The sequence below is a fragment of the Pseudomonas sp. KU26590 genome (genome assembly GCF_026153515.1).
Taxonomy (GTDB): Bacteria; Pseudomonadota; Gammaproteobacteria; order Pseudomonadales; family Pseudomonadaceae; genus Aquipseudomonas.
In genome coordinates, this window is the sequence record NZ_CP110644.1 from 5,734,282 (window position 1) to 5,755,385 (window position 21,104).

A 21,104-nucleotide genomic window follows, 5' to 3' on the forward strand; every position below is an offset into this window, starting at 1 on the left:
AGCGAGGGGAATCGGACCCTTCGGCAGTCCAGATACAACTAGAGGCTGGGAGCCCGCCAGCCCACTGGTAAAACCAGCGGAACATGACGACCAACCAACCTCTATCCGAGTCGTTATTAGCGACGCAGACCCAGACGACCGATCAGGGCGCTGTAACGGCTAACGTCCTTACCTTTCAGGTAATCCAGCAGCTTGCGACGCTGGTTTACCATACGGATCAGACCACGACGGGAGTGGTGATCCTTACCGTTGGCCTTGAAGTGGCCTTGCAGTTTGTTGATGTTGGCGGTCAGCAGTGCAACTTGCACTTCTGGCGAACCAGTATCACCAACAGCTTGCTGGTAGTCGGTTACGATCTGAGCTTTATCTTCAACGCTGAGTGCCATGTGGGCATTCCTTTTATCAAGAAACCGCTCCGGGGAGACGGCTTCAACAGGCCGAGAGCTGACTCTCGTATTTAAATGTGAGGAGTGACCATGCCTGTTAACAGCCACCCTCGTACCGCCGTGCCAGGAAACCCTGCCGCGACGGGTCCGGTCACTCTGACCGAATCAGTCGACGCGGCGCAATGCGCCCGTCTTCACTCACTTCACCGATCCCGATGAAGCGTCCTTCATGATCCTGCACCCGCACCATGCCAAACTTCGGCGCATCGGGGGCTCTCACTGGCTGGCCATGCAGCCAGTAAAACGAACTGTGCTCGGAGAACTGCAGCAGCGGCCAATCCAGCAGCCCACTGTCCGATGGCATCAGGAAGCGATCAACCGCTTCGTTCCCGCCTTCGGCATGCACCGCTTCCAGTTCTTCCAGCGTTACCGTCTGGGCCAGAGTGAAAGGGCCCGCCTGGGTGCGACGCAGCTGAGCAACGTAAGCACCGCAGCCCAGCTTTTCACCGATATCTTCCACGAGGGTACGAATATAGGTGCCTTTGGTACAGTCGACAGCCAAACGAGCGGTCTCACCTTCACACGCCAATAATTCCAGGCGCGCAATAGTAACAGAACGCGGTTCGCGCTCCACCACTTCCCCAGCCCGGGCCAGCTTGTACAACGGCTGACCGTCCCGCTTGAGGGCGGAGTACATTGGCGGTATCTGACTGATATTCCCGCGAAATGCCGGAAGCACCGCTTCGATATCAGAGCGACCAACGGTCACAGGCCGCGTCTGCAGAACATCACCCTCGGCGTCGGCCGTGGTGGTGGTCTTGCCGAGCTGCATCAGGGTTTCATAACCCTTGTCGGAATCGAGCAGGTACTGGGAAAACTTTGTCGCCTCACCGAAGCACAACGGCAGCACGCCGGTTGCCAGCGGATCGAGACTGCCCGTATGGCCGGCTTTTTCTGCGTTGAGCAACCAGCGCACTTTTTGCAGCGCGGCGTTGGACGTGAAGCCCAGCGGCTTGTCGAGCAGGATGATCCCGCTGACATTACGGCGAATACGCTTGACCTGAGCCACGCCTTATTCCTCCGGACCGTCTTGCTTGGGTGCGGTTTGGTGCTGACCATCTTCAGCCACTGCACGCTCAATCAATGCCGACAAATGCGCGCCACGGGCAACGCTTTCATCGTAATGGAAATGCAGTTGCGGAACGCTGCGCAGCTTCATCTCACGCGCCAGCTGCATGCGCAGGAAGCCTGCAGCAGCATTGAGCACCTTGATCGACTGCGCGATTTCTTCGGCGCTGTCCTGACCCATCACGGTCATGAAGATTTTCGCGTGGCCGACGTCACGGCTGACATCGACGGCGGTGATGGTGACCAGCCCCACGCGGGGATCTTTGATTTCACGACGGATCAGCTGTGCCAGCTCACGCTGCATCTGATCGCCGATACGTTGGGTACGGCTGTATTCTTTTGCCATGTCTTGTTACCTGTCACTGCTGACCCACGGCAAAAGCCATGCGGTCTGAAAGCGGCAAACGCCCGGCCTGGCGAGAGCCGGACCGGGCGTTGCGTTTAGAGTCCATGACCGACGCCTGGCATTTTCATGCGGCGAAAGCCATGACTCCTGAAGCTCGCGATTTAGAGGCTGCGAGCCACTTGGACCTTCTCGAAGACTTCGATCTTGTCACCGACCTTGACGTCGTTGTAGCTCTTGACGCCGATACCGCATTCCATGCCAGCACGTACTTCGGAAGCGTCATCCTTGAAGCGACGCAGAGATTCCAGCTCGCCTTCGAAGATAACGATGTCTTCACGCAGTACACGGATTGGACGGTTACGGAAGACAACGCCTTCGATGACCATGCAACCTGCGATCGCGCCGAATTTCGGCGAGCGGAACACGTCGCGGACTTCAGCGATACCCAGGATGTTCTCCCGAACGTCGCTGCCAAGCATGCCGGTGAGGGCCTTCTTGACGTCTTCGATGATGTCGTAGATGACGTTGTAGTAACGCATATCCAGACCTTCCTGCTCGACGATCTTGCGCGCGCCAGCATCGGCACGCACGTTGAAGCCGAACAGTACAGCGTTGGAGGCCAGTGCCAGGTTGGCGTCGCTTTCGGTGATACCACCGACACCGCCGCCCACTACGCGCACTTGCACTTCGTCGTTACCCAGGCCGTTCAAGGCGCCGTTCAACGCTTCGAGAGAACCACGGACGTCAGATTTGAGGACGATGTTGAGCGTCTTCTTCTCTGCCTGGCCCATGTTCTCGAAGATGTTTTCCAGCTTGCCGGCGTGAGCACGAGCCAGTTTGACTTCGCGGAACTTACCTTGACGGAACAGAGCCACTTCACGGGCTTTCTTCTCGTCGGCAACCACGCTCATCTCATCGCCGGCATCCGGCGTACCGTCCAGGCCGAGAATCTCGACAGGGATCGAAGGACCGGCTTCCTTGATTGGCTTGCCGTTCTCGTCGAGCATTGCCCGAACGCGACCGTAGTTAGAGCCAACCAGAACCATGTCGCCCTGACGCAGCGTACCGTCCTGAACCAGAACAGTAGCAACCGGGCCACGGCCCTTGTCCAGACGCGATTCAACAACAACACCACGACCCGGAGCCGACGGCGTTGCCATCAATTCCAGAACTTCGGCCTGCAGCAGAACGGCTTCGAGCAGCTCGTCAACACCAGTACCCATCTTCGCGGAGACCGAGACGAAAGGCGTTTCACCGCCCCACTCTTCGGACGTCACGCCGTGAACGGACAGTTCACTGCGGATACGGTCCAGATCAGCGCCCGGCTTGTCGATCTTGTTAACGGCAACAACCAGCGGAACACCGGCAGCCTTGGCGTGTTGCACGGCTTCGATGGTCTGCGGCATGACGCCGTCGTCTGCAGCGACAACCAGAATCACGATGTCGGTAGCCTTGGCACCACGAGCACGCATTGCGGTAAACGCAGCATGACCCGGGGTATCGAGGAAGGTGACCATGCCGCGTTCGGTTTCAACGTGGTAAGCACCGATGTGCTGGGTGATACCGCCGGCTTCGCCAGCAGCTACCTTGGCACGACGGATGTAGTCGAGCAGCGATGTCTTACCATGGTCAACGTGGCCCATTACGGTCACAACTGGCGCACGGGAGAACGTCTCACCTTCAAACTTCAGGGACTCGGCCAGGGAATCTTCCAGGGCAGTGTCGCTGACCAGGGTCACTTTGTGGCCCAGTTCTTCGGCTACCAGTTGAGCAGTTTCCTGATCAAGCACCTGGTTGATGGTCGCTGGAGTACCCAGTTTGAACATGAACTTGATGATTTCAGCCGCCTTGACCGACATCTGATTGGCGAGGTCGCCAACAGAGATGGTCTCGCCGATTTGCACATCACGCACGACAGGACCGGTTGGGCTCTGGAAACCGTGGGCGTTGCGTTTTTTCAGCTTGGCCTTGCCGCGACCACCACGACGGAAGCCATCGCTTTCTTCGTCGGTAGTACGAGGAGCAACGCGTGGCGTTGGTGCCTTTTCCTTGACCGATGCACGATGCGGGGCGTTCTTGCGATCGCCGTCACCACCGCCGCCGCTGCGACGATTGTTGTCATCGTTGCGTGGCTTGTCAGGGCGACGCTGTTCGTCTTTCTTGCGATCGGCGACTGGCGCAGCAGGTGCCGCAGCCGGAGTTTCCCGAGCTGGCTCGGCAGCTTGCGGTGCAGGTGCCGGCGCCGCAACGGCGTCAGTAGCCTGCGCACCAGACGAAGGCTGACTGCGCGCTTCTTCAGCACGCTGACGGGATTCTTCTTCAGCCTTTTGACGAGCGGCATTTTCTACCGCACGACGTTCATCCAGCTCGCGCTTGCGTTCGGCTTCGATTTCTTCCGGGCTGCGCTGAACAAAGACTTTCTTTTTGCGTACTTCAACGCTGATGCTTTTGCTGCCAGCAACGCGCAGGGTACTGGTGGTCTTGCGCTGCAAAGTGATCTTGCGCGGCTCTTCCACCTTGGCCTTGTGACCGCTTTTCAAGTGCGTCAACAGGGCTTGTTTTTCAATATCGGTCACAACTTGCTCGGCGGCGTCGTGCGGCAAACCTGCCTCACGCATCTGCTGTAACAGGCGCTCTACCGGTGTGTCGACCGTCTTGGCCAGTTCTTTCACCGTGACTTGCGTCATGCACTTCTCTCCTCAGGCCGCATCTACTTACTCGAACCAATGGGCTCGGGCGGCCATGATCAACTTGCCGGCACGATCATCGTCAATGCCGTCGATGTCGAGCAGATCGTCAATAGACTGCTCGGCCAGGTCTTCGCGGGTAATTACGCCGCGCACCGCCAGTTCCATCGCCAAATCCTTGTCCATACCCTCAAGCGAGAGCAGGTCTTCGGCCGGATGGGCGTCTGCCAGCTTTTCCTCAGTAGCGATGGCTTTAGTCAACAAACGATCCTTGGCACGAGCGCGAAGCTCGTTGACGGTATCTTCGTCAAAGCCGTCGATGTTGAGCATTTCTTCCAACGGTACGTAGGCAATCTCTTCCAGGCTGGTGAAGCCTTCGTCTACCAGAACCTGAGCAAGATCCTCATCGACTTCCAGCTCGTCGATAAAGTTGCGCAGGATGTCACCGGTTTCCGCTTGCTGCTTGGCCTGGATGTCCGATTCGGTCATCACGTTAAGGGTCCAGCCAGTCAACTGACTGGCCAACCGCACGTTCTGGCCACCGCGGCCAATCGCCTGGGCGAGGTTGTCTGCGCCTACAGCGATGTCCATGGCGTGGGCATCTTCATCAACGATGATCGCTGCCACTTCGGCAGGCGACATGGCGTTGATGACGAACTGCGCCGGGTTATCGTCCCAAAGCACGATATCCACACGCTCGCCGCCCAACTCGCCGGAAACAGCCTGCACGCGCGAACCACGCATGCCGATGCACGCGCCTTGCGGGTCAATGCGTTTATCCTTGGAGCGAACTGCGATCTTTGCACGCGAACCAGGATCACGAGAGGCAGCCATCACCTCGATGAGTCCTTCAGCAATTTCCGGAACTTCAATCCGGAACAGCTCGATCAGCATTTCCGGCGCGGTACGCGACAGGATCAGCTGAGGGCCGCGGTTTTCGGTGCGGATCTCTTTGAGCAGTGCACGGACGCGGACACCAACGCGGAAAGTCTCCCGCGAAATGATGTCTTCACGCGCCAGCAGAGCTTCGGCATTGTTGCCAAGGTCGACGATGACATTGTCACGTGTAACTTTCTTAACAGTGCCGGAAATGATTTCGCCCAGACGCTCACGGTAGGCGTCCACGACTTGAGCTCGCTCGGCTTCGCGAACTTTCTGCACAATGACTTGCTTGGCAGTCTGCGCAGCGATGCGGCCGAACTCGATGGAATCGATCTTTTCTTCTACTACGTCGCCAACGTTGGCACCCGGATGAGTCAGTGCAACTTTGCTCGGCCACGTTTCGATCGCCGGGTCGTCGAGATCGTCTTCTTCGACGACGGTCCAGCGACGGAAAGTCTCATAGGCACCTGTTTGACGATTGATCTCGACACGCAGGTCTACTTCGTCTTCAAAACGCTTCTTGGTGGCCGTAGCCAGAGCTATCTCAAGCGCTTCAAAAATCACATCGGCCGGTACGCCTTTTTCATTGGATACCGATTCAACAACCAGCAGTACTTCTTTGCTCATCGTACGCCTCGCCTTTCGCAAGCCATTGGATCCGCGGGATCCGCTGTATCTGGCACGTCTTAGTCAAACGTGGGAATAATGTTGGCTTTGTCGATCAGATCGATCGGCAACAGAAACTCGTGATCTTCAACCTGGACCACGACGTCCTGCTCCTCCACCCCGCGGAGAAGGCCTTGAAAGTTGCGTCGACCTTCAAACGGCGAACGCAGCTTTATCTTCACTTGTGCCCCGGCAAATTCCGCAAACTGCTCAATGGTAAACAGTGGGCGTTCCATGCCTGGAGAGGAAACTTCGAGCGTGTATTCGGAGCTGATCGGATCTTCTACATCCAGAATACCGCTGATCTGACGGCTGACGATCGCGCAATCGTCCACCAACACGCCGCCTTCTTTATCGATATAGACGCGCAACATCGAGTGACGCCCCTGAGACGAATACTCGATACCCCAGCATTCATAGCCTAGGGCCACGACCACCGGGGCCAACAAGGCCTGCAACTCTTCTAGCTTGCTCGACACCTGAACCCCCTTGTGCATGCTGCAAATAAAAAATGGGCAAAAGCCCAATCATGAAAAACGCCTGCGAAAAGCGGCGTCATAAAGTGTCCAGCTAACAAAAAGCCCCTGAAAAGGGGCTCCGCTAAAACTGGTTGCGGGGGCTGGATTTGAACCAACGACCTTCGGGTTATGAGCCCGACGAGCTACCAGACTGCTCCACCCCGCGACAAAGCTGGGGCGGAAGTATACGACCGATCCAAATTTGGGTCAATCCGACACATCCACCTACAAGAAAGCCCGCTATTGCGGGCTTTCTTGTTAATTGGTACCGAGAAGGGGACTCGAACCCCTACACCCTATGGGCACAACCACCTCAAGGTTGCGTGTCTACCAATTCCACCACCTCGGCATTACAACTCTTTTGCAGCCCCAAAAACAGCTGCGAATCCGGTGTTACTTTTGTTCTGGAGTGACAGGAACGTCAGCAGGTGCAGCAACTGGTTTCTGTTGCCCTTCCAAAACCGGAACATCATCTGCTGCCGGCTTTTGCTTCACTTCCAATACCGCTGGATTTGGCAAACCTACTTGAGTCAGCTGATGAGCTTTCTCTTTAGCAAAGTAACCTAACCCTAAGCTAGTCATGAAGAAACAGGCGGCAAGTATAGCAGTAAGTTTACTGAGAAAGGTAGAGGAACCTTGTCCACCGAACACAGTATTTGATGCGCCTGCTCCAAATGATGCGCCAGCGTCGGCACCTTTACCCTGCTGCAGCAAAACCAGGGCAACTACGCCCAGAGCACCCAGCAGATGAAGAACGACTACGACTGTTTCCAGCATTTTTTCAGTTTCCCGCGGCGCGAATGATCGCACCGAACTCATCTGCATTCAGGGAGGCGCCACCAATGAGGCCTCCATCGATATCCGGCATGCCGAACAGTTCGGCCGCATTGGCCGCCTTCACGCTGCCGCCATATAGAAGACGCACACCTTGTGCGACTTCAGAATTCTCTTTTTGCAGCTGTGCACGAATCGCTGCGTGCACTTCCTGCGCCTGTTCCGGCGAGGCGGTCAATCCGGTACCAATGGCCCAGACTGGCTCATACGCAATGACCGAATTAACGAAAGCACCGATGCCAAGCTCTTCAATGATGCTGTCCAGCTGCTGCCCGACAACTTCAAGTGTCTTGCCGGCTTCTCGCTCATCGAGTGTCTCACCGATGCAAAGTATCGGAGTCAGACCCGCTGCCTGGGCAGCCTCGAACTTGCGATTCAGGACCTCATTGCTTTCGCCCATTATCTGGCGACGCTCAGAGTGCCCGACGAGCACAAACTTGCAACCTGCATCCGCCAACTGAGTCGACGACACTTCGCCAGTCAACGCGCCCTGACCTGCCTGATGGGCGCAATTCTGCGCACCGACAGCGATCGACTGCCCTTCCAGGCAATCAACCACAAAACTCACGTGCAGGCTCGGCGGGAAGACCGCCACATCTACGCCACCCGGAAGGGCGAGATTTGCAAGGTCCTCGATCAGCTCAGCGACGCTGGCGCGGGTACCGTGCATCTTCCAGTTACCAGCTACCATAGGGCGACGCATGCTGTACCTCGTCGGTCAAAGTGGGCGCAGATGTTACCCAACAGTTTCAACACTGGCAAGCCGAAATCAGGCGCAAACTTCAGCAACCAGTTTTGCCAGTTCATCGGCATACCCGCGAACCAGGATTTCGTCCTCGCCCTCGACCATGACACGCACCAGCGGCTCGGTCCCGGACTTGCGCAGAAGCACACGTCCACGCCCGCCCATGGCGGCGGTCACGCGGTCACAGGCCTCAATAACGGCGGGATGCCTGACCGGATCAACGCCTCCTCCCTCAAAGCGCACATTGATCAATACCTGGGGGCATTTCTTCAGGCCTTCGCGAGATTTGGCGAGGCTCTGCCCGGTACGTTTCATCGACAGCAGTACCTGCAATGCAGCGATGATCGCATCCCCCGTGGTGGTATGCCGGAAGCACACGACATGGCCCGAGTTCTCGCCACCCACCTGCCAATCGCGCTCAAGCAGCTCGGCGATGACATAACGGTCGCCGACGTTCGCGCGCACGAAAGGGATGTCGAGATCCGCAAGTGCCAGCTCCAGCCCAAGGTTGCTCATCAGCGTGCCAACGACACCTCCCTGCAACTGGCCGCGCTCTTGAAGGTCCCGTGCAATGATGTAAAGCAGCTCATCACCATCGACGATCGCGCCGGTATGGTCGACCATCAGCACGCGGTCGCCGTCACCGTCGAAACCGATGCCCAGATCAGCGCCATGCTCGACAACGGCGGCCTGCAGGGCGCCCATGTGGGTGGAACCGCAGTTGTCATTGATGTTGAGCCCGTTTGGGGCCGCTGAAAGCACGGTGACATCGGCGCCAAGCTCACGGAACACGTTCGGCGCCACTTTGTATGTCGCACCATGGGCGCAATCGACAACGAGCTTCAGCCCTTCGAAATCAGTGCTGGTGGGAACGCTGCTCTTGCAGAATTCGATGTAACGGCCCGCAGCGTCGTTGATACGCGAGACCTTGCCGAGTTTCTCGGAGTCCTCAACGGTCATCGGTGAATCGAGCAGCTCTTCGATCATCAGTTCGATTTCATCAGGCAGCTTCGTGCCCTGCCCTGAGAAAAATTTGATGCCGTTGTCATAATGCGGGTTATGCGACGCACTGATCACAATGCCGGCTTCGGCATGAAACGTACGCGTCAGATAGGCGATCGCAGGCGTCGGCATGGGCCCCAGCAGCATCACATCCGCACCGGCGGCAGACAGACCCGCCTCGAGCGCGGACTCGAACATGTAGCCCGAAATACGCGTGTCCTTGCCGACCAGAATCCGACATGCGCCCATTTTGCGGAAGGCCATCCCTGCTGCCCATCCCAACTTCAGCATGAAGTCAGGGGTGATCGGGAATTGGCCGACACGTCCGCGGATACCGTCGGTACCGAAGTATTTTTTAGTGCTCATGGGTGCTCCAGATTTCTTATTTTGCTGATTCAACAGCAGCAATCATACGCACCACGTCCACCGTCTCGGGGACGTCGTGCACACGTAGAATTTTTGCGCCTTTGACCATCGCCATGGCGGCAAGCGCCAGCGCGCCATGCAGACGCTGATCAACAGGCTTGTCGAGCACCTTGCCGATCATGCTCTTGCGAGACACGCCGACCAACAGCGGGCGGCCCAGCGCATGGAGTGCTTCCATGTGCTTGAACAGGCTCAGGTTATGCTCAAGCGTCTTGGCGAAGCCGAACCCCGGATCAAGGATAATCCTCTGGGCGGGGATGCCTGCCGCGACGCACTGCTCCACGCGCTCGCGCAAGAACGCGATGACCTCTCCAACCAAGTCCGTGTAGTGAGGGTCATTCTGCATGTCCGTCGGCTCTCCACGCATGTGCATGAGGCATACGGGCAAACCCGTCGCCACCGCGGCATCCAGCGCCCCGTCACGGCGAAGCGACCGGACATCGTTGATGAGTCCTGCTCCCAAGCGCGCCGTCTCGCGAATGACGGCTGGCGTGGAAGTGTCCACTGAAATGATCACATCCAGTTCGGCGCTGATTGCCTCAACAACAGGCGCAACGCGCTCCAGCTCTTCGACGGGAGAAACAGATCGCGCACCAGGGCGCGTTGACTCACCCCCCACATCGATCAGGGTCGCGCCCGCCAGCATCATCGCTTCGGCATGACGCAGCGCCAGGTCACGCTGCGCAAAACGGCCACCATCCGAGAACGAATCAGGAGTGATATTAAGGATTCCCATCACGTGCGTGTGGGATAAATCAAGAACCCGGTTGCCGCAAGGCAACCGGGTCGGGTGAAGCGCAGAAGTCATGTCAGACCTTAGAGTTCAGCAGCAGGGCCGCCAATCGGCGATTCCGGACGCGGACCTACAGGTGCGATCGGAGTGCCGGAATCTCCGGAGCCACCTTCCCAATCACGAGGCTCGCGTGGTGTGCGGCCTGCCATGATGTCATCGATCTGCTCGGCGTCGATGGTCTCGTATTTCATGAGCGCATCAGCCATCGCTTCCAGCTTGTCACGGTTGTCCGTGAGGATCTGTCTTGCGGTGCCGTAGCACTGATCAATGATGCTGCGCACTTCGGAGTCGATAAGACGCGCCGTGTCGCCGGAGAGGCTGGCGTTCTGACCGCCACCGCCGCGACCCAGATAACCACCTTCTTCCTCATCCGAATACATCAACGGACCGAGTTTCTCAGACAGGCCCCACTTGGTGACCATGTTTCGAGCGATCTGGCTGGCCCGCATGATGTCATTGGAGGCACCCGTGGTCACGCCATCGAAGCCCAGCGTCATTTCTTCTGCGATGCGACCGCCGTACAGCGAGCAGATCTGGCTGATCAGCGCACGCTTGGACAGGCTGTAGCGATCTTCCTCGGGAAGGAACATCGTCACACCCAACGCACGACCGCGCGGGATGATAGACACTTTGTAGACAGGATCATGCTCTGGCACGACGCGGCCAACGATGGCATGACCCGCCTCGTGATAAGCCGTATTGCGCTTCTCTTTGTCGGACATGACCATCGATTTGCGCTCAGCGCCCATCATGATCTTGTCTTTCGCCAATTCGAATTCCTTCATCTCGACGATACGCTTACCGGTACGCGCGGCGAACAGCGACGCCTCGTTCACCAGGTTGGCCAGATCGGCACCGGAGAAACCCGGGGTACCGCGAGCGATAACGCCTGGCTGAACATCGTCACCCATCGGCACTTTGCGCATGTGTACTTTAAGAATCTGCTCACGACCGCGGATGTCAGGCAAGCCAACGACCACCTGACGGTCGAAACGGCCCGGACGCAGGAGCGCAGGGTCGAGGACGTCTGGACGGTTAGTAGCCGCGATCACGATGATGCCGTCGTTCATTTCAAAGCCGTCCATCTCAACCAGCAACTGGTTGAGCGTCTGCTCACGTTCATCATGACCGCCGCCCATGCCGCCGCCACGGTGGCGGCCTACGGCATCGATTTCGTCGATGAAGATGATGCAAGGCGCGTGTTTCTTGGCCTGTTCAAACATGTCGCGAACACGGCTCGCACCCACGCCAACGAACATTTCGACGAAGTCGGAACCGGAGATTGTGAAGAACGGTACCTTGGCCTCACCCGCGATAGCCTTCGCGATCAGGGTTTTACCTGTACCTGGAGGGCCTACCATCAGGACGCCACGAGGGATGCGACCACCCAGGCGCTGGAACTTGCCCGGGTCGCGAAGAAACTCGACGAGCTCGCCCACTTCCTCTTTGGCTTCATCACAACCGGCCACGTCAGCCAATGTTGTTTTGACCTGATCCTCAGACAGCAGACGCGCCTTGCTTTTACCAAAGCTCATCGGTCCGCCTTTGCCCCCTGCACCACCTTGCATCTGGCGCATGAAGAACATGAAGACAGCAATAATGACGAGGATAGGGAAGCTGGCGACGAGAAGCTGAGTCCAGATGCTTTGCTGCTCTGGCTGCTTGCCCTCGATCACAACCTTGTTGTCGACCAAATCACCGATCAGGCCGTTGTCCTGAATGGCCGGGCGAATAGTCTTGAAGGAGTCACCGTCGCTGCGCTTTCCGGTGATGACGTAACCGTCAACGGCAACTTTCTCGACCTTGCCGTCTTTCACCTGTTGGATGAATTCGGAATAGTTGAGGGTCTGCGGCTCGTTAGGACTGGAGAAGTTGTTCATCACGGTCACGAGAACCGCCGCGATGATCAACCACAGGATCAAATTCTTTGCCATATCGTTCAATTAGCTACCCTCTGAAGCAAGCTCCATGCTGGAGCGTGCCTCGCATGATATTTACCGGCCTAACGTACTACAGATCCTACAGGCGTGGCAGGCGGCGTCTGTAACCCTTTGTGAAACTTTGACTACGCGATGTTGGTTACGCTCCCTTGATAAAGCCATTTGAAAAAAGCTATCGCTTGATCAAAGGCGCTCATCGCTCGCTGATCCCTCTATGCCGCGGAACCCGCGACCCAACAAATACTGCTCTCTGGAACGATCTCGCGACGACAACGGCTTGCGCATCTGCACCTTGTCGAACAGCTTGCGGATGTCCTTGTGGTACACATCAAAGCCCTCACCCTGGAAGACTTTAATCAGAAAATCTCCACCAGGGCGCAGCACACGGCCGGCCAGATCAAGCGCCAGCTCACAAAGGAACATTGCGCGCGGCATGTCCACAGCGCTCAATCCACTCATATTGGGGGCCATATCGGAAATCACAAGGTCCACCTGTGTATTACCGACGGCCTCGAGGATCTGCGCAAGCACTTCATCCTGGGTGAAATCCCCCTGGATGAAGGTCACGTCGGGGATGCTGTCCATTTCCAGGATGTCGGAAGCGATCAACCGGCCTTGACCACCAATCAGACGACTGGTCACCTGCGACCAGCCACCGGGCGCTGCGCCCAGGTCGATCACCGTCATGCCGGGACGGATGATTTTGTCCTTCTCCTGAATCTCGAGAAGCTTGTAACTGGCGCGGGAACGGTAGCCGTCCCGCTGCGCCATTTTGACGTACTTGTCGTCGAAGTGTTCTTTAAGCCAGTTATGGCTGGTTTTGGAACGTGCCACGGAGCACCTCAAAAAATTAGGACGAGTCGCGATTAACCGGGCGGTCCCGGACTCGCTCGGGTAAACTGGCCGCCGCTTTTTACAAGATCAGACGCAGAGGTCAGATTATGCCGCTCACTCAAGAGCAGAAGAAACAATACAAATCCATTGGTCACCATCTGAAACCGGTGTTGATGGTGGCGGACAATGGTCTGACTGAAGGTGTGTTGGCCGAACTGGAGCGCGCGCTGGGCGATCACGAGTTGATCAAGATCAAACTCAACATCCTCGACCGCGAAAGCCGCCTGGCAGCCATCGCTGAACTGTGCAAAGTCGGCAAAGCCGATCTGGTGCAGGTTATCGGCAAAATGGCGCTGATTTACCGCAAAAACTTGAAGGTAAACAAGCAGCTGTCCAACGTCCACCGCTTCAACTGATTCTGTCGGGTCAGCGGCGAACACGCGCTGACCTGCCGCTTCGGCGTCCACCTTTAAAGATGAGCGCCGAACCGGTCAGACCGGACATGGACCGCAGGCTCGAAAGGTCAGTCGTTGACCATCGAACCCGCTGGCTGAATCAACACCCGCGCAATGCGGGTGTCGATCATCAAACGTGACGCACTTCCACGATTTCGTACTCGATCACACCGCTCGGTGTTTTCACAGAGACGACATCGCCCTCTTCCTTGCCAATCAACGCGCGTGCAAGCGGCGAACCCACCGAAATCTTGCCCAGTTTGAAGTCGGCTTCGTCTTCACCCACGATATGGTAGGTGACGCGCTCGTCCGTCTCCACGTTAGCGATTTCGACGGTGGTGCCGAAGATCACCTTGCCGGTGTGGGCAATGGTAGTGACGTCGATGATCACCTGATTCTGGATCCGGCCTTCGATATCGCGGATGCGCGCTTCGACCATGCCCTGCTGTTCGCGGGCCGCATGGTACTCGGCGTTTTCCTTGAGATCGCCCAGCTCGCGCGCAGTCCCGATGTCCTGGCTGAGCTTGGGACGAACGACCTTGGTCAGGTGTGCGTGTTCCTCTTCCAGGGCGCGAGCGCCCTGAACGGTCATTGGGTACTTGATCATGCTTTCAGTCCTGCGTGTAGATCCTGCAAGCGGCGTACGGTTTTTTCAGGGCCGAACTTCAGCGCTTCACAGATGGCCTCGCCCGCAGCGATGGTCGTGGTGCAGTAGATCTTGTGCTGCAGGGCATTGCGGCGAATGGAGTAGGAATCCGCGATCGACTGGCGCCCTTCGGTGGTATTGATGATCAGCGTGACTTCGTCATTCTTGATCATGTCGACCACGTGTGGACGGCCCTCGGTCACCTTGTTGACGCGCCGGACTTTCAGGCCGGCCTCTTCGATCAGGCGTGCGGTGCCGGCGGTTGCGACGATGTCGAAACCCAGTTCAATCAAGCTGCGCGCGACACCTGCCACCAGTGGCTTGTCGTCGTCACGCACGCTGATGAATGCAGTACCGCCAGTCGGCAGCACTTCACTGGCGCCCATCTGGGCTTTCGCGAAGGCTTCGCCGAAGGTGTCACCGACACCCATGACTTCGCCGGTCGACTTCATCTCTGGGCCGAGGATCGGATCAACGCCCGGGAACTTGGCGAAGGGGAACACCGCCTCTTTCACGCTGTAGAAGTTCGGAATGATTTCTTTGGTGAAGCCGAGTTCTTTCAGCGTTTTGCCGGCCATGACGCGAGCCGCAATCATCGCCAGTGACACACCGATGCACTTCGAAACGAACGGCACCGTACGCGATGCGCGCGGATTCACTTCGATGACGTAGATGTCTTCACCCTGCAATGCCAGTTGCACGTTCATCAGACCGACAACGCCCAGCTCCAGGGCCATTTTCTTGACCTGCTCACGCATTTCGTCCTGGATATGCGCAGGCAGCGAATACGGTGGCAGCGAGCATGCCGAGTCACCTGAGTGAACGCCGGCCTGTTCGATGTGCTGCATGATTGCGCCGATCACCACGTCGGTACCGTCGCAGACCGCATCAACGTCCATTTCGATGGCGCAGTTCAGGAAGTGGTCAAGCAGCACCGGGCTGTCGTTGGACACTTGAACCGCTTCACGCAGGTAGCGCTTGAGTTCGTCTTCTTCGTAGACGATCTCCATCGCACGGCCGCCCAGTACATAGGACGGACGCACCACCAGCGGGTAGCCGATCTTCGCAGCAGCCCGAATGGCTTCGTCTTCGCTGCGCACGGTAGCGTTTGGCGGCTGACGCAGGTTCAGTCGCTCGACCATTTGCTGGAAGCGCTCGCGGTCTTCTGCACGGTCAATGGCATCCGGGCTGGTGCCGATGATCGGCACGCCTGCGGCTTCCAGTGCGCGCGCCAGTTTCAGCGGGGTCTGGCCGCCGTACTGGACGATCACGCCTTTCGGCTTCTCGACGCGGACGATTTCCAGCACGTCCTCCAGGGTCACTGGCTCGAAGTACAGGCGGTCGGACGTGTCGTAGTCGGTCGATACGGTTTCCGGGTTGCAGTTGACCATGATGGTCTCGTACCCGTCTTCACGCAGCGCCAGTGCAGCGTGCACGCAGCAGTAGTCAAACTCGATGCCCTGGCCAATGCGGTTCGGACCGCCGCCCAGGATCATGATCTTGTCGCGATTCGTCGGGTTAGCTTCGCACTCTTCCTCATACGTGGAGTACATGTACGCAGTGTCGGTGGCGAACTCGGCGGCGCACGTGTCAACGCGCTTGTAGACAGGCAGCACGTCTAGCTTGTGACGGTGCGTGCGCAGGTTTTTCTCGGTCACACCCAGCAGCTTGGCCAGGCGTGCATCGGAGAAGCCCTTGCGCTTGAGGCGATACATCAGGTCGCGATCAATAGCCGACAGGCCAAGCGTCTTGACCTTCTCTTCGTCCTTGATCAGATCTTCGATCTGCACAAGGAACCAGGGGTCGATCATGTTCATGCCGAAAATCTGTTCAACCGTCATGCCGGCACGGAAAGCGTCGGCGACGTACCAGATGCGCTCGGCACCTGGAACCGTCAGCTCGCGCTTGAGAATGCTCATGCTTTCCGGATTGCTCAGATCCAGCTTCGGATCGAGACCGCTGACACCCACTTCAAGGCCGCGCAGGGCTTTCTGCAGGGATTCCTGAAAGGTCCGGCCGATGGCCATGACTTCGCCAACCGATTTCATCTGAGTGGTCAGGCGGGCGTCGGCCTTGGGGAATTTCTCGAAGGCAAAACGTGGCAGCTTGGTGACGACGTAGTCGATCGATGGCTCGAACGACGCAGGGGTCTTGCCGCCGGTGATTTCGTTCTGCAACTCGTCCAGCGTGTAGCCGACAGCCAGCTTGGCCGCAACTCGCGCGATCGGGAAGCCGGTGGCCTTGGACGCCAGCGCAGAAGAGCGAGAGACCCGTGGGTTCATCTCGATCACGACCATACGGCCGGTGTCCGGGCAGATACCGAACTGAACGTTCGAGCCGCCTGTTTCGACGCCGATCTCACGCAGGACCGCCAGCGAGGCGTTGCGCAGGATCTGATATTCCTTGTCCGTGAGCGTCTGTGCCGGCGCGACGGTGATGGAGTCGCCGGTGTGGACGCCCATCGGGTCGAAGTTTTCGATGGAGCAGACGATGATGCAGTTGTCCTTTTTGTCGCGGACAACTTCCATTTCGTATTCTTTCCAGCCGATCAGCGATTCGTCGATCAGCAGTTCTTTGGTCGGCGACAGGTCGAGACCGCGGGCGCAGATTTCTTCGAATTCTTCACGGTTGTACGCGATGCCGCCACCGGTGCCGCCCATGGTGAAGGACGGACGAATGATGCACGGGAAGCCCAGCTTTTCGAGGACCACATTGGCCTCTTCCATGCTGTGGGCGATACCGGAACGCGGACACGCCAGGCCGATGGACTTCATGGCCTTGTCGAAACGCGAGCGGTCTTCAGCCTTATCGATGGTGTCGGCATTGGCGCCGATCATTTCAACGCCGAACTTCTCCAGAACGCCTTCGCGCTCCAGATCCAGTGCACAGTTCAGCGCGGTCTGGCCGCCCATGGTTGGCAGCAGCGCGTCAGGGCGTTCTTTCTCGATGATCTTGGCGACAGTCGCCCATTTGATCGGCTCGATGTAGGTCGCATCCGCCATGTCCGGGTCGGTCATGATGGTGGCCGGGTTCGAGTTGACCAGAATGACGCGGTAACCCTCTTCGCGCAGGGCCTTGCAGGCCTGGGCGCCGGAGTAGTCGAATTCGCAGGCCTGGCCGATCACGATCGGGCCAGCACCAAGAATCAGGATGCTTTTAATGTCTGTACGTTTTGGCATGGGTTGTCACTCGAATCCTGTGTCAGTCGGCAAGCCGTCTTGAACATCTCAGGTGCCGGGCGGGCTGTCGGATCGGGTCCGGTCCGCCGCGGTCACCTGCTCGCTACAGTCGCAAGGCAGCCTTAGCGGCGCTTGTCCATGGCTGTGATGAAGCGATCGAACAGTGGCGCGACGTCGGTCGGGCCCGGGCTCGCTTCAGGGTGACCCTGGAAGCTGAACGCGTCCTTGTCGGTGCGCTCGATGCCTTGAAGACTGCCATCGAACAGCGACTTGTGAATCGCGCGAACGTTGCTCGGCAAGGTTGCCTCGTCCACCGCAAAACCGTGGTTCTGGCTGGTAATCATGACCACACCGGTGTCGAGGTCCTGAACAGGGTGGTTGGCGCCATGGTGGCCCAGGTCCATCTTGATGGTCCGAGCGCCGGAAGCGAGCGCCAACAGCTGGTGACCCAGGCAGATACCGAACACCGGAATGTCGGTCTCCAGCACATCCTTGATCGCCTGAATGGCGTAGTCGCAAGGCTCCGGATCGCCAGGGCCGTTGGACAGGAAAATGCCGTCCGGCTTGAGTGCAAGCACTTCACTGGCCGGGGTTTGCGCAGGTACGACCGTCACACGGCAACCGCGCTCGACCAGCATGCGCAGGATATTGAGCTTGACGCCGTAGTCCCAGGCGACCACGTGGTACTTCAAGTCGGCTGCGGCGACTTCGGGGCTGCTGTCGGACTGCAGGTTCCAGACCGTGGAGCGCCACTCGTAAGTCTCTTTGGTGCTGACGTCCTTGGCGAGGTCCATGCCTTTCAGGCCCGGGAAACCTCGTGCTGCCGCGATGGCTGCTTCTTCGGAAATGTTGTCGCCAGCCATGATGCAGCCGTTCTGTGCGCCCTTCTCGCGAAGGATGCGCGTCAGGCGGCGCGTGTCGATACCCGCAATCGCAACGGTTTTGTTGGCTTTCAGATACTCGTCCAGCGGCATCTTGTTACGCCAGTTGCTCGCAACCAGTGGCAGGTCGCGAATCACCAGACCCGCCGCCCAGACGCGGTCAGATTCGGCATCTTCCGGCGTGGTGCCGGTGTTGCCGATGTGCGGGTAAGTCAGGGTGACGATTTGCTGGGCATAGGAAGGATCGGTAAGAATTTCCTGATAGCCGGTCATTGCGGTGTTAAACACCACTTCACCAACGGTTTGACCGTCGGCACCAATGGCTTCGCCGCGAAAAATGCTGCCATCAGCAAGGGCGAGTATGGCTGGCTTAGTCAAGAAGACCTCCCGTAATAAAGCCTGAAAGGGCGATCGCAGGTTGTAAAAAAGCGGAATGACGTATAGACACGTCACCCCGCTTTTTTCATAGAATTATCTGCGCGCTTTTAGTGGACACACTAAAGCTGTAGCTTACAGAAAGAGGTCTTTTTAATCCACCGCTAAAATTGCCCTGAGGGCTGGGGAGTGCGACGGAACATCGCGTAGCGGGTGTGTAATGGCTTGGAACTGCCGGCAGGATACAGGGAAAGCCCTTATCCTGCCCGCATTGTTACCTGTCGCGTCTCGAGCGCCGCAAGACTCAGCGCAGATCGAGGACGTCCTGCATGTCGTAAAGACCCGGCGCCTTGCCATCGAGCCACAGCGCGGCACGCACTGCACCCTTGGCGAATGTCATGCGACTCGACGCCTTGTGCGTAATCTCCAGACGCTCACCCTCGGCGGCGAAAAGCACAGTGTGATCCCCTACGACGTCACCGCCACGGACCGTGGCGAAGCCGATGGCCTCGCGCTCACGAACGCCCGTGTAACCCTCACGACCGTAGACGGCGACTTTGCTCAAATCACGCCCCAGAGCATTGGCAACGACCTCACCCATGCTGACCGCCGTACCCGACGGCGCGTCAACCTTGTTGCGGTGATGAGCTTCGATGATTTCGATGTCCGCATCTTCACCCATCACTCGCGCCGCCAGATCCAGCAGCTTGAACGACAGGTTCACCCCCACACTGAAATTGGACGCGAAGACGACAGGAATATCCCGGCTCGCCTCCACCAGCAGGTGTTTTTGCTCGACGCTCAAGCCGGTGGTACCAATGACCATTGCTTTGCCAGCCTGACGGCAGAACGCCAGGTTTTTCAGCATGACGTCCGGCAATGTAAAGTCGATCAGCACGTCGAACTCGTCGGCAACCTGCTCCAGGCTACTGGTCAACTGAACACCGATACGCCCCAGCGACGCGAGTTCACCGGCGTCGGCACCGATCATCGTGCTGCCGGGACGAACGATTGCCGCAGTCAGTCCGGTGAGCGGCGCACGATCCTGCACCGCGTCGATGAGGTTCTTGCCCATGCGCCCGGCGGCGCCCATCACAGCAATACGTCGCATGCCCTGCCCCTTAGAGATCGCCGAAGAAGCGCTTCACGCCTTCGAACCAGCCGCTGGCCTTGGGCGAATGGGAGCTGTCGCCGTCAAGGGATGCGCGAAGCTCTTCAAGTAACTCGCGCTGACGACGCCCCAGGTTGACCGGGGTCTCGACGGCGACACGGCACATCAGGTCGCCCGCGCCGCCACCACGAACAGGGGCAACACCCTTCCCGCGCAGACGGAACTGCTTACCGGTTTGCGTGCCTTCCGGGATCTTCAGCTTGACGCGACCGTCCAGCGTCGGCACTTCCAGTTCACCACCCAGCGCAGCGTCGGTGAAGCTGATCGGCACTTCGCAGTACAGGTGCTTGCCGTCGCGCTGGAAGATCGCGTGTTCACGCACATTGATCACAACATACAGGTCGCCCGCTGGACCGCCCTGCGTCCCCGCTTCGCCTTCGCCTGACAGACGAATGCGGTCGCCGGTATCCACGCCTGGCGGCACCTTGACCGACAGCGTCTTCGACTCTTCGACACGGCCTTCGCCATGGCAGGAATCGCAAGGATCGGAAATGATCTTGCCGTTGCCGTGGCAACGCGGGCAGGTCTGCTGAACAGAGAAGAAGCCCTGCTGCATGCGTACCTGGCCAATACCACCGCATGTCGGGCAGGTCACCGGGGACGAGCCCTTCTTGGCGCCGCTGCCGTCACACGGTTTGCAGTTGACCAGCGTCGGCACACGGATGCTGACAGTCGTGCCGCGCACCGCTTCTTCAAGGTTCAATTCGAGGGTGTAGCGCAGGTCGCTGCCACGCTGGGCACCACCACGACCGCCACCACCCGCCCGACCGCCGCCGAAGAAGTCGCTGAAGACATCGCCGAAGATGTCGGAGAAATTGGCGCCACCGCCGCCGAAACCGCCGCCGCCCATGCCTTGATCGACACCGGCATGGCCGTATTGGTCATACGCTGCGCGCTTGCTGGCATCGGAAAGCACTTCGTACGCTTCGTTGGCTTCTTTGAAGGCGTCTTCCGAAGCCTTGTCACCCGGGTTGCGGTCAGGGTGAAATTTCATTGCGAGACGGCGATACGCCTTTTTCAGGTCAGCTTCGCTGGAGCCACGCTCCACTCCCAATACTTCGTAATAATCACGCTTTGACATAAATTTTCCGCACTCTTGAGGACGTCCGGCATGACCCTCCTGAGCCTGCCGAACTCGTTGAGCCCCTTTCAGGCCCGGACCCAACTCACGTCAATTAAACGATCCTGGTCTTGGTTCAACGGCCTTTGA

Annotated in this window: 18 protein-coding genes and 2 tRNA genes; 1 reads left to right on the forward strand and 19 read right to left on the reverse strand. The window is 58.3% G+C overall.

Features of this window, described 5'->3' with window-relative positions; translation table 11 throughout:
- Positions 1-116: 116 nt before the first annotated feature.
- The 14 genes from rpsO to rlmE form a co-directional block, all read right to left on the reverse strand.
- Entirely contained in the window at positions 117-386 is a 270-nt protein-coding gene (gene rpsO / locus OKW98_RS25435) for a 30S ribosomal protein S15 (RefSeq protein ID WP_037015114.1), read from the reverse strand.
- Positions 387-537: 151 nt separating this feature from the next.
- On the reverse strand, positions 538-1,455 hold the full coding sequence (truB, locus tag OKW98_RS25440; protein WP_265387179.1) for a tRNA pseudouridine(55) synthase TruB: 918 nt from the start codon (positions 1,453-1,455) through the stop codon (positions 538-540).
- Between the two features lie 3 nt (positions 1,456-1,458).
- On the reverse strand, positions 1,459-1,860 hold the full coding sequence (gene rbfA / locus OKW98_RS25445; RefSeq protein WP_065987600.1) for a 30S ribosome-binding factor RbfA: 402 nt from the start codon (positions 1,858-1,860) through the stop codon (positions 1,459-1,461).
- Between the two features lie 161 nt (positions 1,861-2,021).
- Positions 2,022-4,547 carry a translation initiation factor IF-2 gene (infB, locus tag OKW98_RS25450; protein WP_265387180.1) on the reverse strand — a complete coding sequence of 842 codons (2,526 nt, stop codon included), beginning with the start codon at positions 4,545-4,547 and terminating at the stop codon, positions 2,022-2,024.
- A gap of 27 nt (positions 4,548-4,574) precedes the next feature.
- The gene (nusA, locus tag OKW98_RS25455; protein ID WP_065987602.1) at positions 4,575-6,056 is read right to left on the reverse strand and encodes a transcription termination factor NusA; all 1,482 of its coding nucleotides are present in this window, start codon (positions 6,054-6,056) and stop codon (positions 4,575-4,577) included.
- 59 nt (positions 6,057-6,115) lie between these two features.
- Positions 6,116-6,574, reverse strand: a complete 459-nt coding sequence (gene rimP, locus OKW98_RS25460; protein ID WP_163022007.1) for a ribosome maturation factor RimP — start codon at positions 6,572-6,574, stop codon at positions 6,116-6,118.
- Positions 6,575-6,702: 128 nt separating this feature from the next.
- Positions 6,703-6,779 (reverse strand) — tRNA-Met (locus OKW98_RS25465).
- Positions 6,780-6,876: 97 nt separating this feature from the next.
- Positions 6,877-6,962 (reverse strand) — tRNA-Leu (locus OKW98_RS25470).
- 44 nt (positions 6,963-7,006) lie between these two features.
- Positions 7,007-7,390, reverse strand: a complete 384-nt coding sequence (gene secG, locus OKW98_RS25475) for a preprotein translocase subunit SecG (protein WP_265387181.1) — start codon at positions 7,388-7,390, stop codon at positions 7,007-7,009.
- 4 nt (positions 7,391-7,394) lie between these two features.
- A complete protein-coding gene (gene tpiA, locus OKW98_RS25480) occupies positions 7,395-8,150 on the reverse strand; it encodes a triose-phosphate isomerase (RefSeq protein ID WP_265387182.1) in 756 nt (251 codons plus the stop codon).
- 66 nt (positions 8,151-8,216) lie between these two features.
- Positions 8,217-9,560 carry a phosphoglucosamine mutase gene (glmM, locus tag OKW98_RS25485; protein ID WP_265389837.1) on the reverse strand — a complete coding sequence of 448 codons (1,344 nt, stop codon included), beginning with the start codon at positions 9,558-9,560 and terminating at the stop codon, positions 8,217-8,219.
- Between the two features lie 16 nt (positions 9,561-9,576).
- Positions 9,577-10,428, reverse strand: a complete 852-nt coding sequence (gene folP, locus OKW98_RS25490) for a dihydropteroate synthase (protein ID WP_265387183.1) — start codon at positions 10,426-10,428, stop codon at positions 9,577-9,579.
- Positions 10,429-10,436: 8 nt separating this feature from the next.
- On the reverse strand, positions 10,437-12,347 hold the full coding sequence (gene ftsH, locus OKW98_RS25495; protein ID WP_265387184.1) for an ATP-dependent zinc metalloprotease FtsH: 1,911 nt from the start codon (positions 12,345-12,347) through the stop codon (positions 10,437-10,439).
- Positions 12,348-12,536: 189 nt separating this feature from the next.
- Positions 12,537-13,187 carry a 23S rRNA (uridine(2552)-2'-O)-methyltransferase RlmE gene (gene rlmE / locus OKW98_RS25500; RefSeq protein WP_065987607.1) on the reverse strand — a complete coding sequence of 217 codons (651 nt, stop codon included), beginning with the start codon at positions 13,185-13,187 and terminating at the stop codon, positions 12,537-12,539.
- Between the two features lie 107 nt (positions 13,188-13,294).
- Between rlmE and OKW98_RS25505 the strand changes: the two genes are divergently transcribed.
- Positions 13,295-13,603, forward strand: coding sequence for a YhbY family RNA-binding protein (locus OKW98_RS25505; protein WP_265387185.1), 309 nt, complete (start codon positions 13,295-13,297; stop codon positions 13,601-13,603).
- 169 nt (positions 13,604-13,772) lie between these two features.
- On the opposite strand, the gene greA is transcribed toward OKW98_RS25505, so the two are convergent.
- The 5 genes from greA to dnaJ form a co-directional block, all read right to left on the reverse strand.
- Complete coding sequence (greA, locus tag OKW98_RS25510) at positions 13,773-14,249, reverse strand: transcription elongation factor GreA (RefSeq protein WP_265387186.1); 477 nt, start codon at positions 14,247-14,249, stop codon at positions 13,773-13,775.
- Complete coding sequence (carB, locus tag OKW98_RS25515; RefSeq protein WP_265387187.1) at positions 14,246-17,467, reverse strand: carbamoyl-phosphate synthase large subunit; 3,222 nt, start codon at positions 17,465-17,467, stop codon at positions 14,246-14,248. The genes greA and carB overlap by 4 nt, the downstream gene beginning before the upstream one ends.
- Positions 17,468-17,589: 122 nt before the next feature.
- Positions 17,590-18,726, reverse strand: a complete 1,137-nt coding sequence (gene carA / locus OKW98_RS25520; RefSeq protein ID WP_265387188.1) for a glutamine-hydrolyzing carbamoyl-phosphate synthase small subunit — start codon at positions 18,724-18,726, stop codon at positions 17,590-17,592.
- Positions 18,727-19,027: 301 nt separating this feature from the next.
- Complete coding sequence (gene dapB, locus OKW98_RS25525) at positions 19,028-19,834, reverse strand: 4-hydroxy-tetrahydrodipicolinate reductase (RefSeq protein ID WP_265387189.1); 807 nt, start codon at positions 19,832-19,834, stop codon at positions 19,028-19,030.
- Between the two features lie 10 nt (positions 19,835-19,844).
- Positions 19,845-20,975: a molecular chaperone DnaJ gene (dnaJ, locus tag OKW98_RS25530; RefSeq protein WP_074888462.1), complete on the reverse strand. Its 1,131-nt coding sequence runs from the start codon at positions 20,973-20,975 to the stop codon at positions 19,845-19,847.
- Between the last annotated feature and the right edge of the window lie 129 nt (positions 20,976-21,104).

What these genes read in the sequence shown, in the direction of transcription:
- greA (WP_265387186.1), bottom strand. Translation starts at nt 14,249, where the DNA reads ATGATCAAGTACCCAATGACCGTTCAGGGCGCTCGCGCCCTGGAAGAG.
- secG (WP_265387181.1), bottom strand. Translation starts at nt 7,390, where the DNA reads ATGCTGGAAACAGTCGTAGTCGTTCTTCATCTGCTGGGTGCTCTGGGC.
- tpiA (WP_265387182.1), bottom strand. Translation starts at nt 8,150, where the DNA reads ATGCGTCGCCCTATGGTAGCTGGTAACTGGAAGATGCACGGTACCCGC.
- glmM (WP_265389837.1), bottom strand. Translation starts at nt 9,560, where the DNA reads ATGAGCACTAAAAAATACTTCGGTACCGACGGTATCCGCGGACGTGTC.
- ftsH (WP_265387184.1), bottom strand. Translation starts at nt 12,347, where the DNA reads ATGGCAAAGAATTTGATCCTGTGGTTGATCATCGCGGCGGTTCTCGTG.
- folP (WP_265387183.1), bottom strand. Translation starts at nt 10,428, where the DNA reads ATGACTTCTGCGCTTCACCCGACCCGGTTGCCTTGCGGCAACCGGGTT.
- infB (WP_265387180.1), bottom strand. Translation starts at nt 4,547, where the DNA reads ATGACGCAAGTCACGGTGAAAGAACTGGCCAAGACGGTCGACACACCG.
- carB (WP_265387187.1), bottom strand. Translation starts at nt 17,467, where the DNA reads ATGCCAAAACGTACAGACATTAAAAGCATCCTGATTCTTGGTGCTGGC.
- dapB (WP_265387189.1), bottom strand. Translation starts at nt 19,834, where the DNA reads ATGCGACGTATTGCTGTGATGGGCGCCGCCGGGCGCATGGGCAAGAAC.
- rbfA (WP_065987600.1), bottom strand. Translation starts at nt 1,860, where the DNA reads ATGGCAAAAGAATACAGCCGTACCCAACGTATCGGCGATCAGATGCAG.
- rpsO (WP_037015114.1), bottom strand. Translation starts at nt 386, where the DNA reads ATGGCACTCAGCGTTGAAGATAAAGCTCAGATCGTAACCGACTACCAG.
- nusA (WP_065987602.1), bottom strand. Translation starts at nt 6,056, where the DNA reads ATGAGCAAAGAAGTACTGCTGGTTGTTGAATCGGTATCCAATGAAAAA.
- OKW98_RS25505 (WP_265387185.1), top strand. Translation starts at nt 13,295, where the DNA reads ATGCCGCTCACTCAAGAGCAGAAGAAACAATACAAATCCATTGGTCAC.
- dnaJ (WP_074888462.1), bottom strand. Translation starts at nt 20,975, where the DNA reads ATGTCAAAGCGTGATTATTACGAAGTATTGGGAGTGGAGCGTGGCTCC.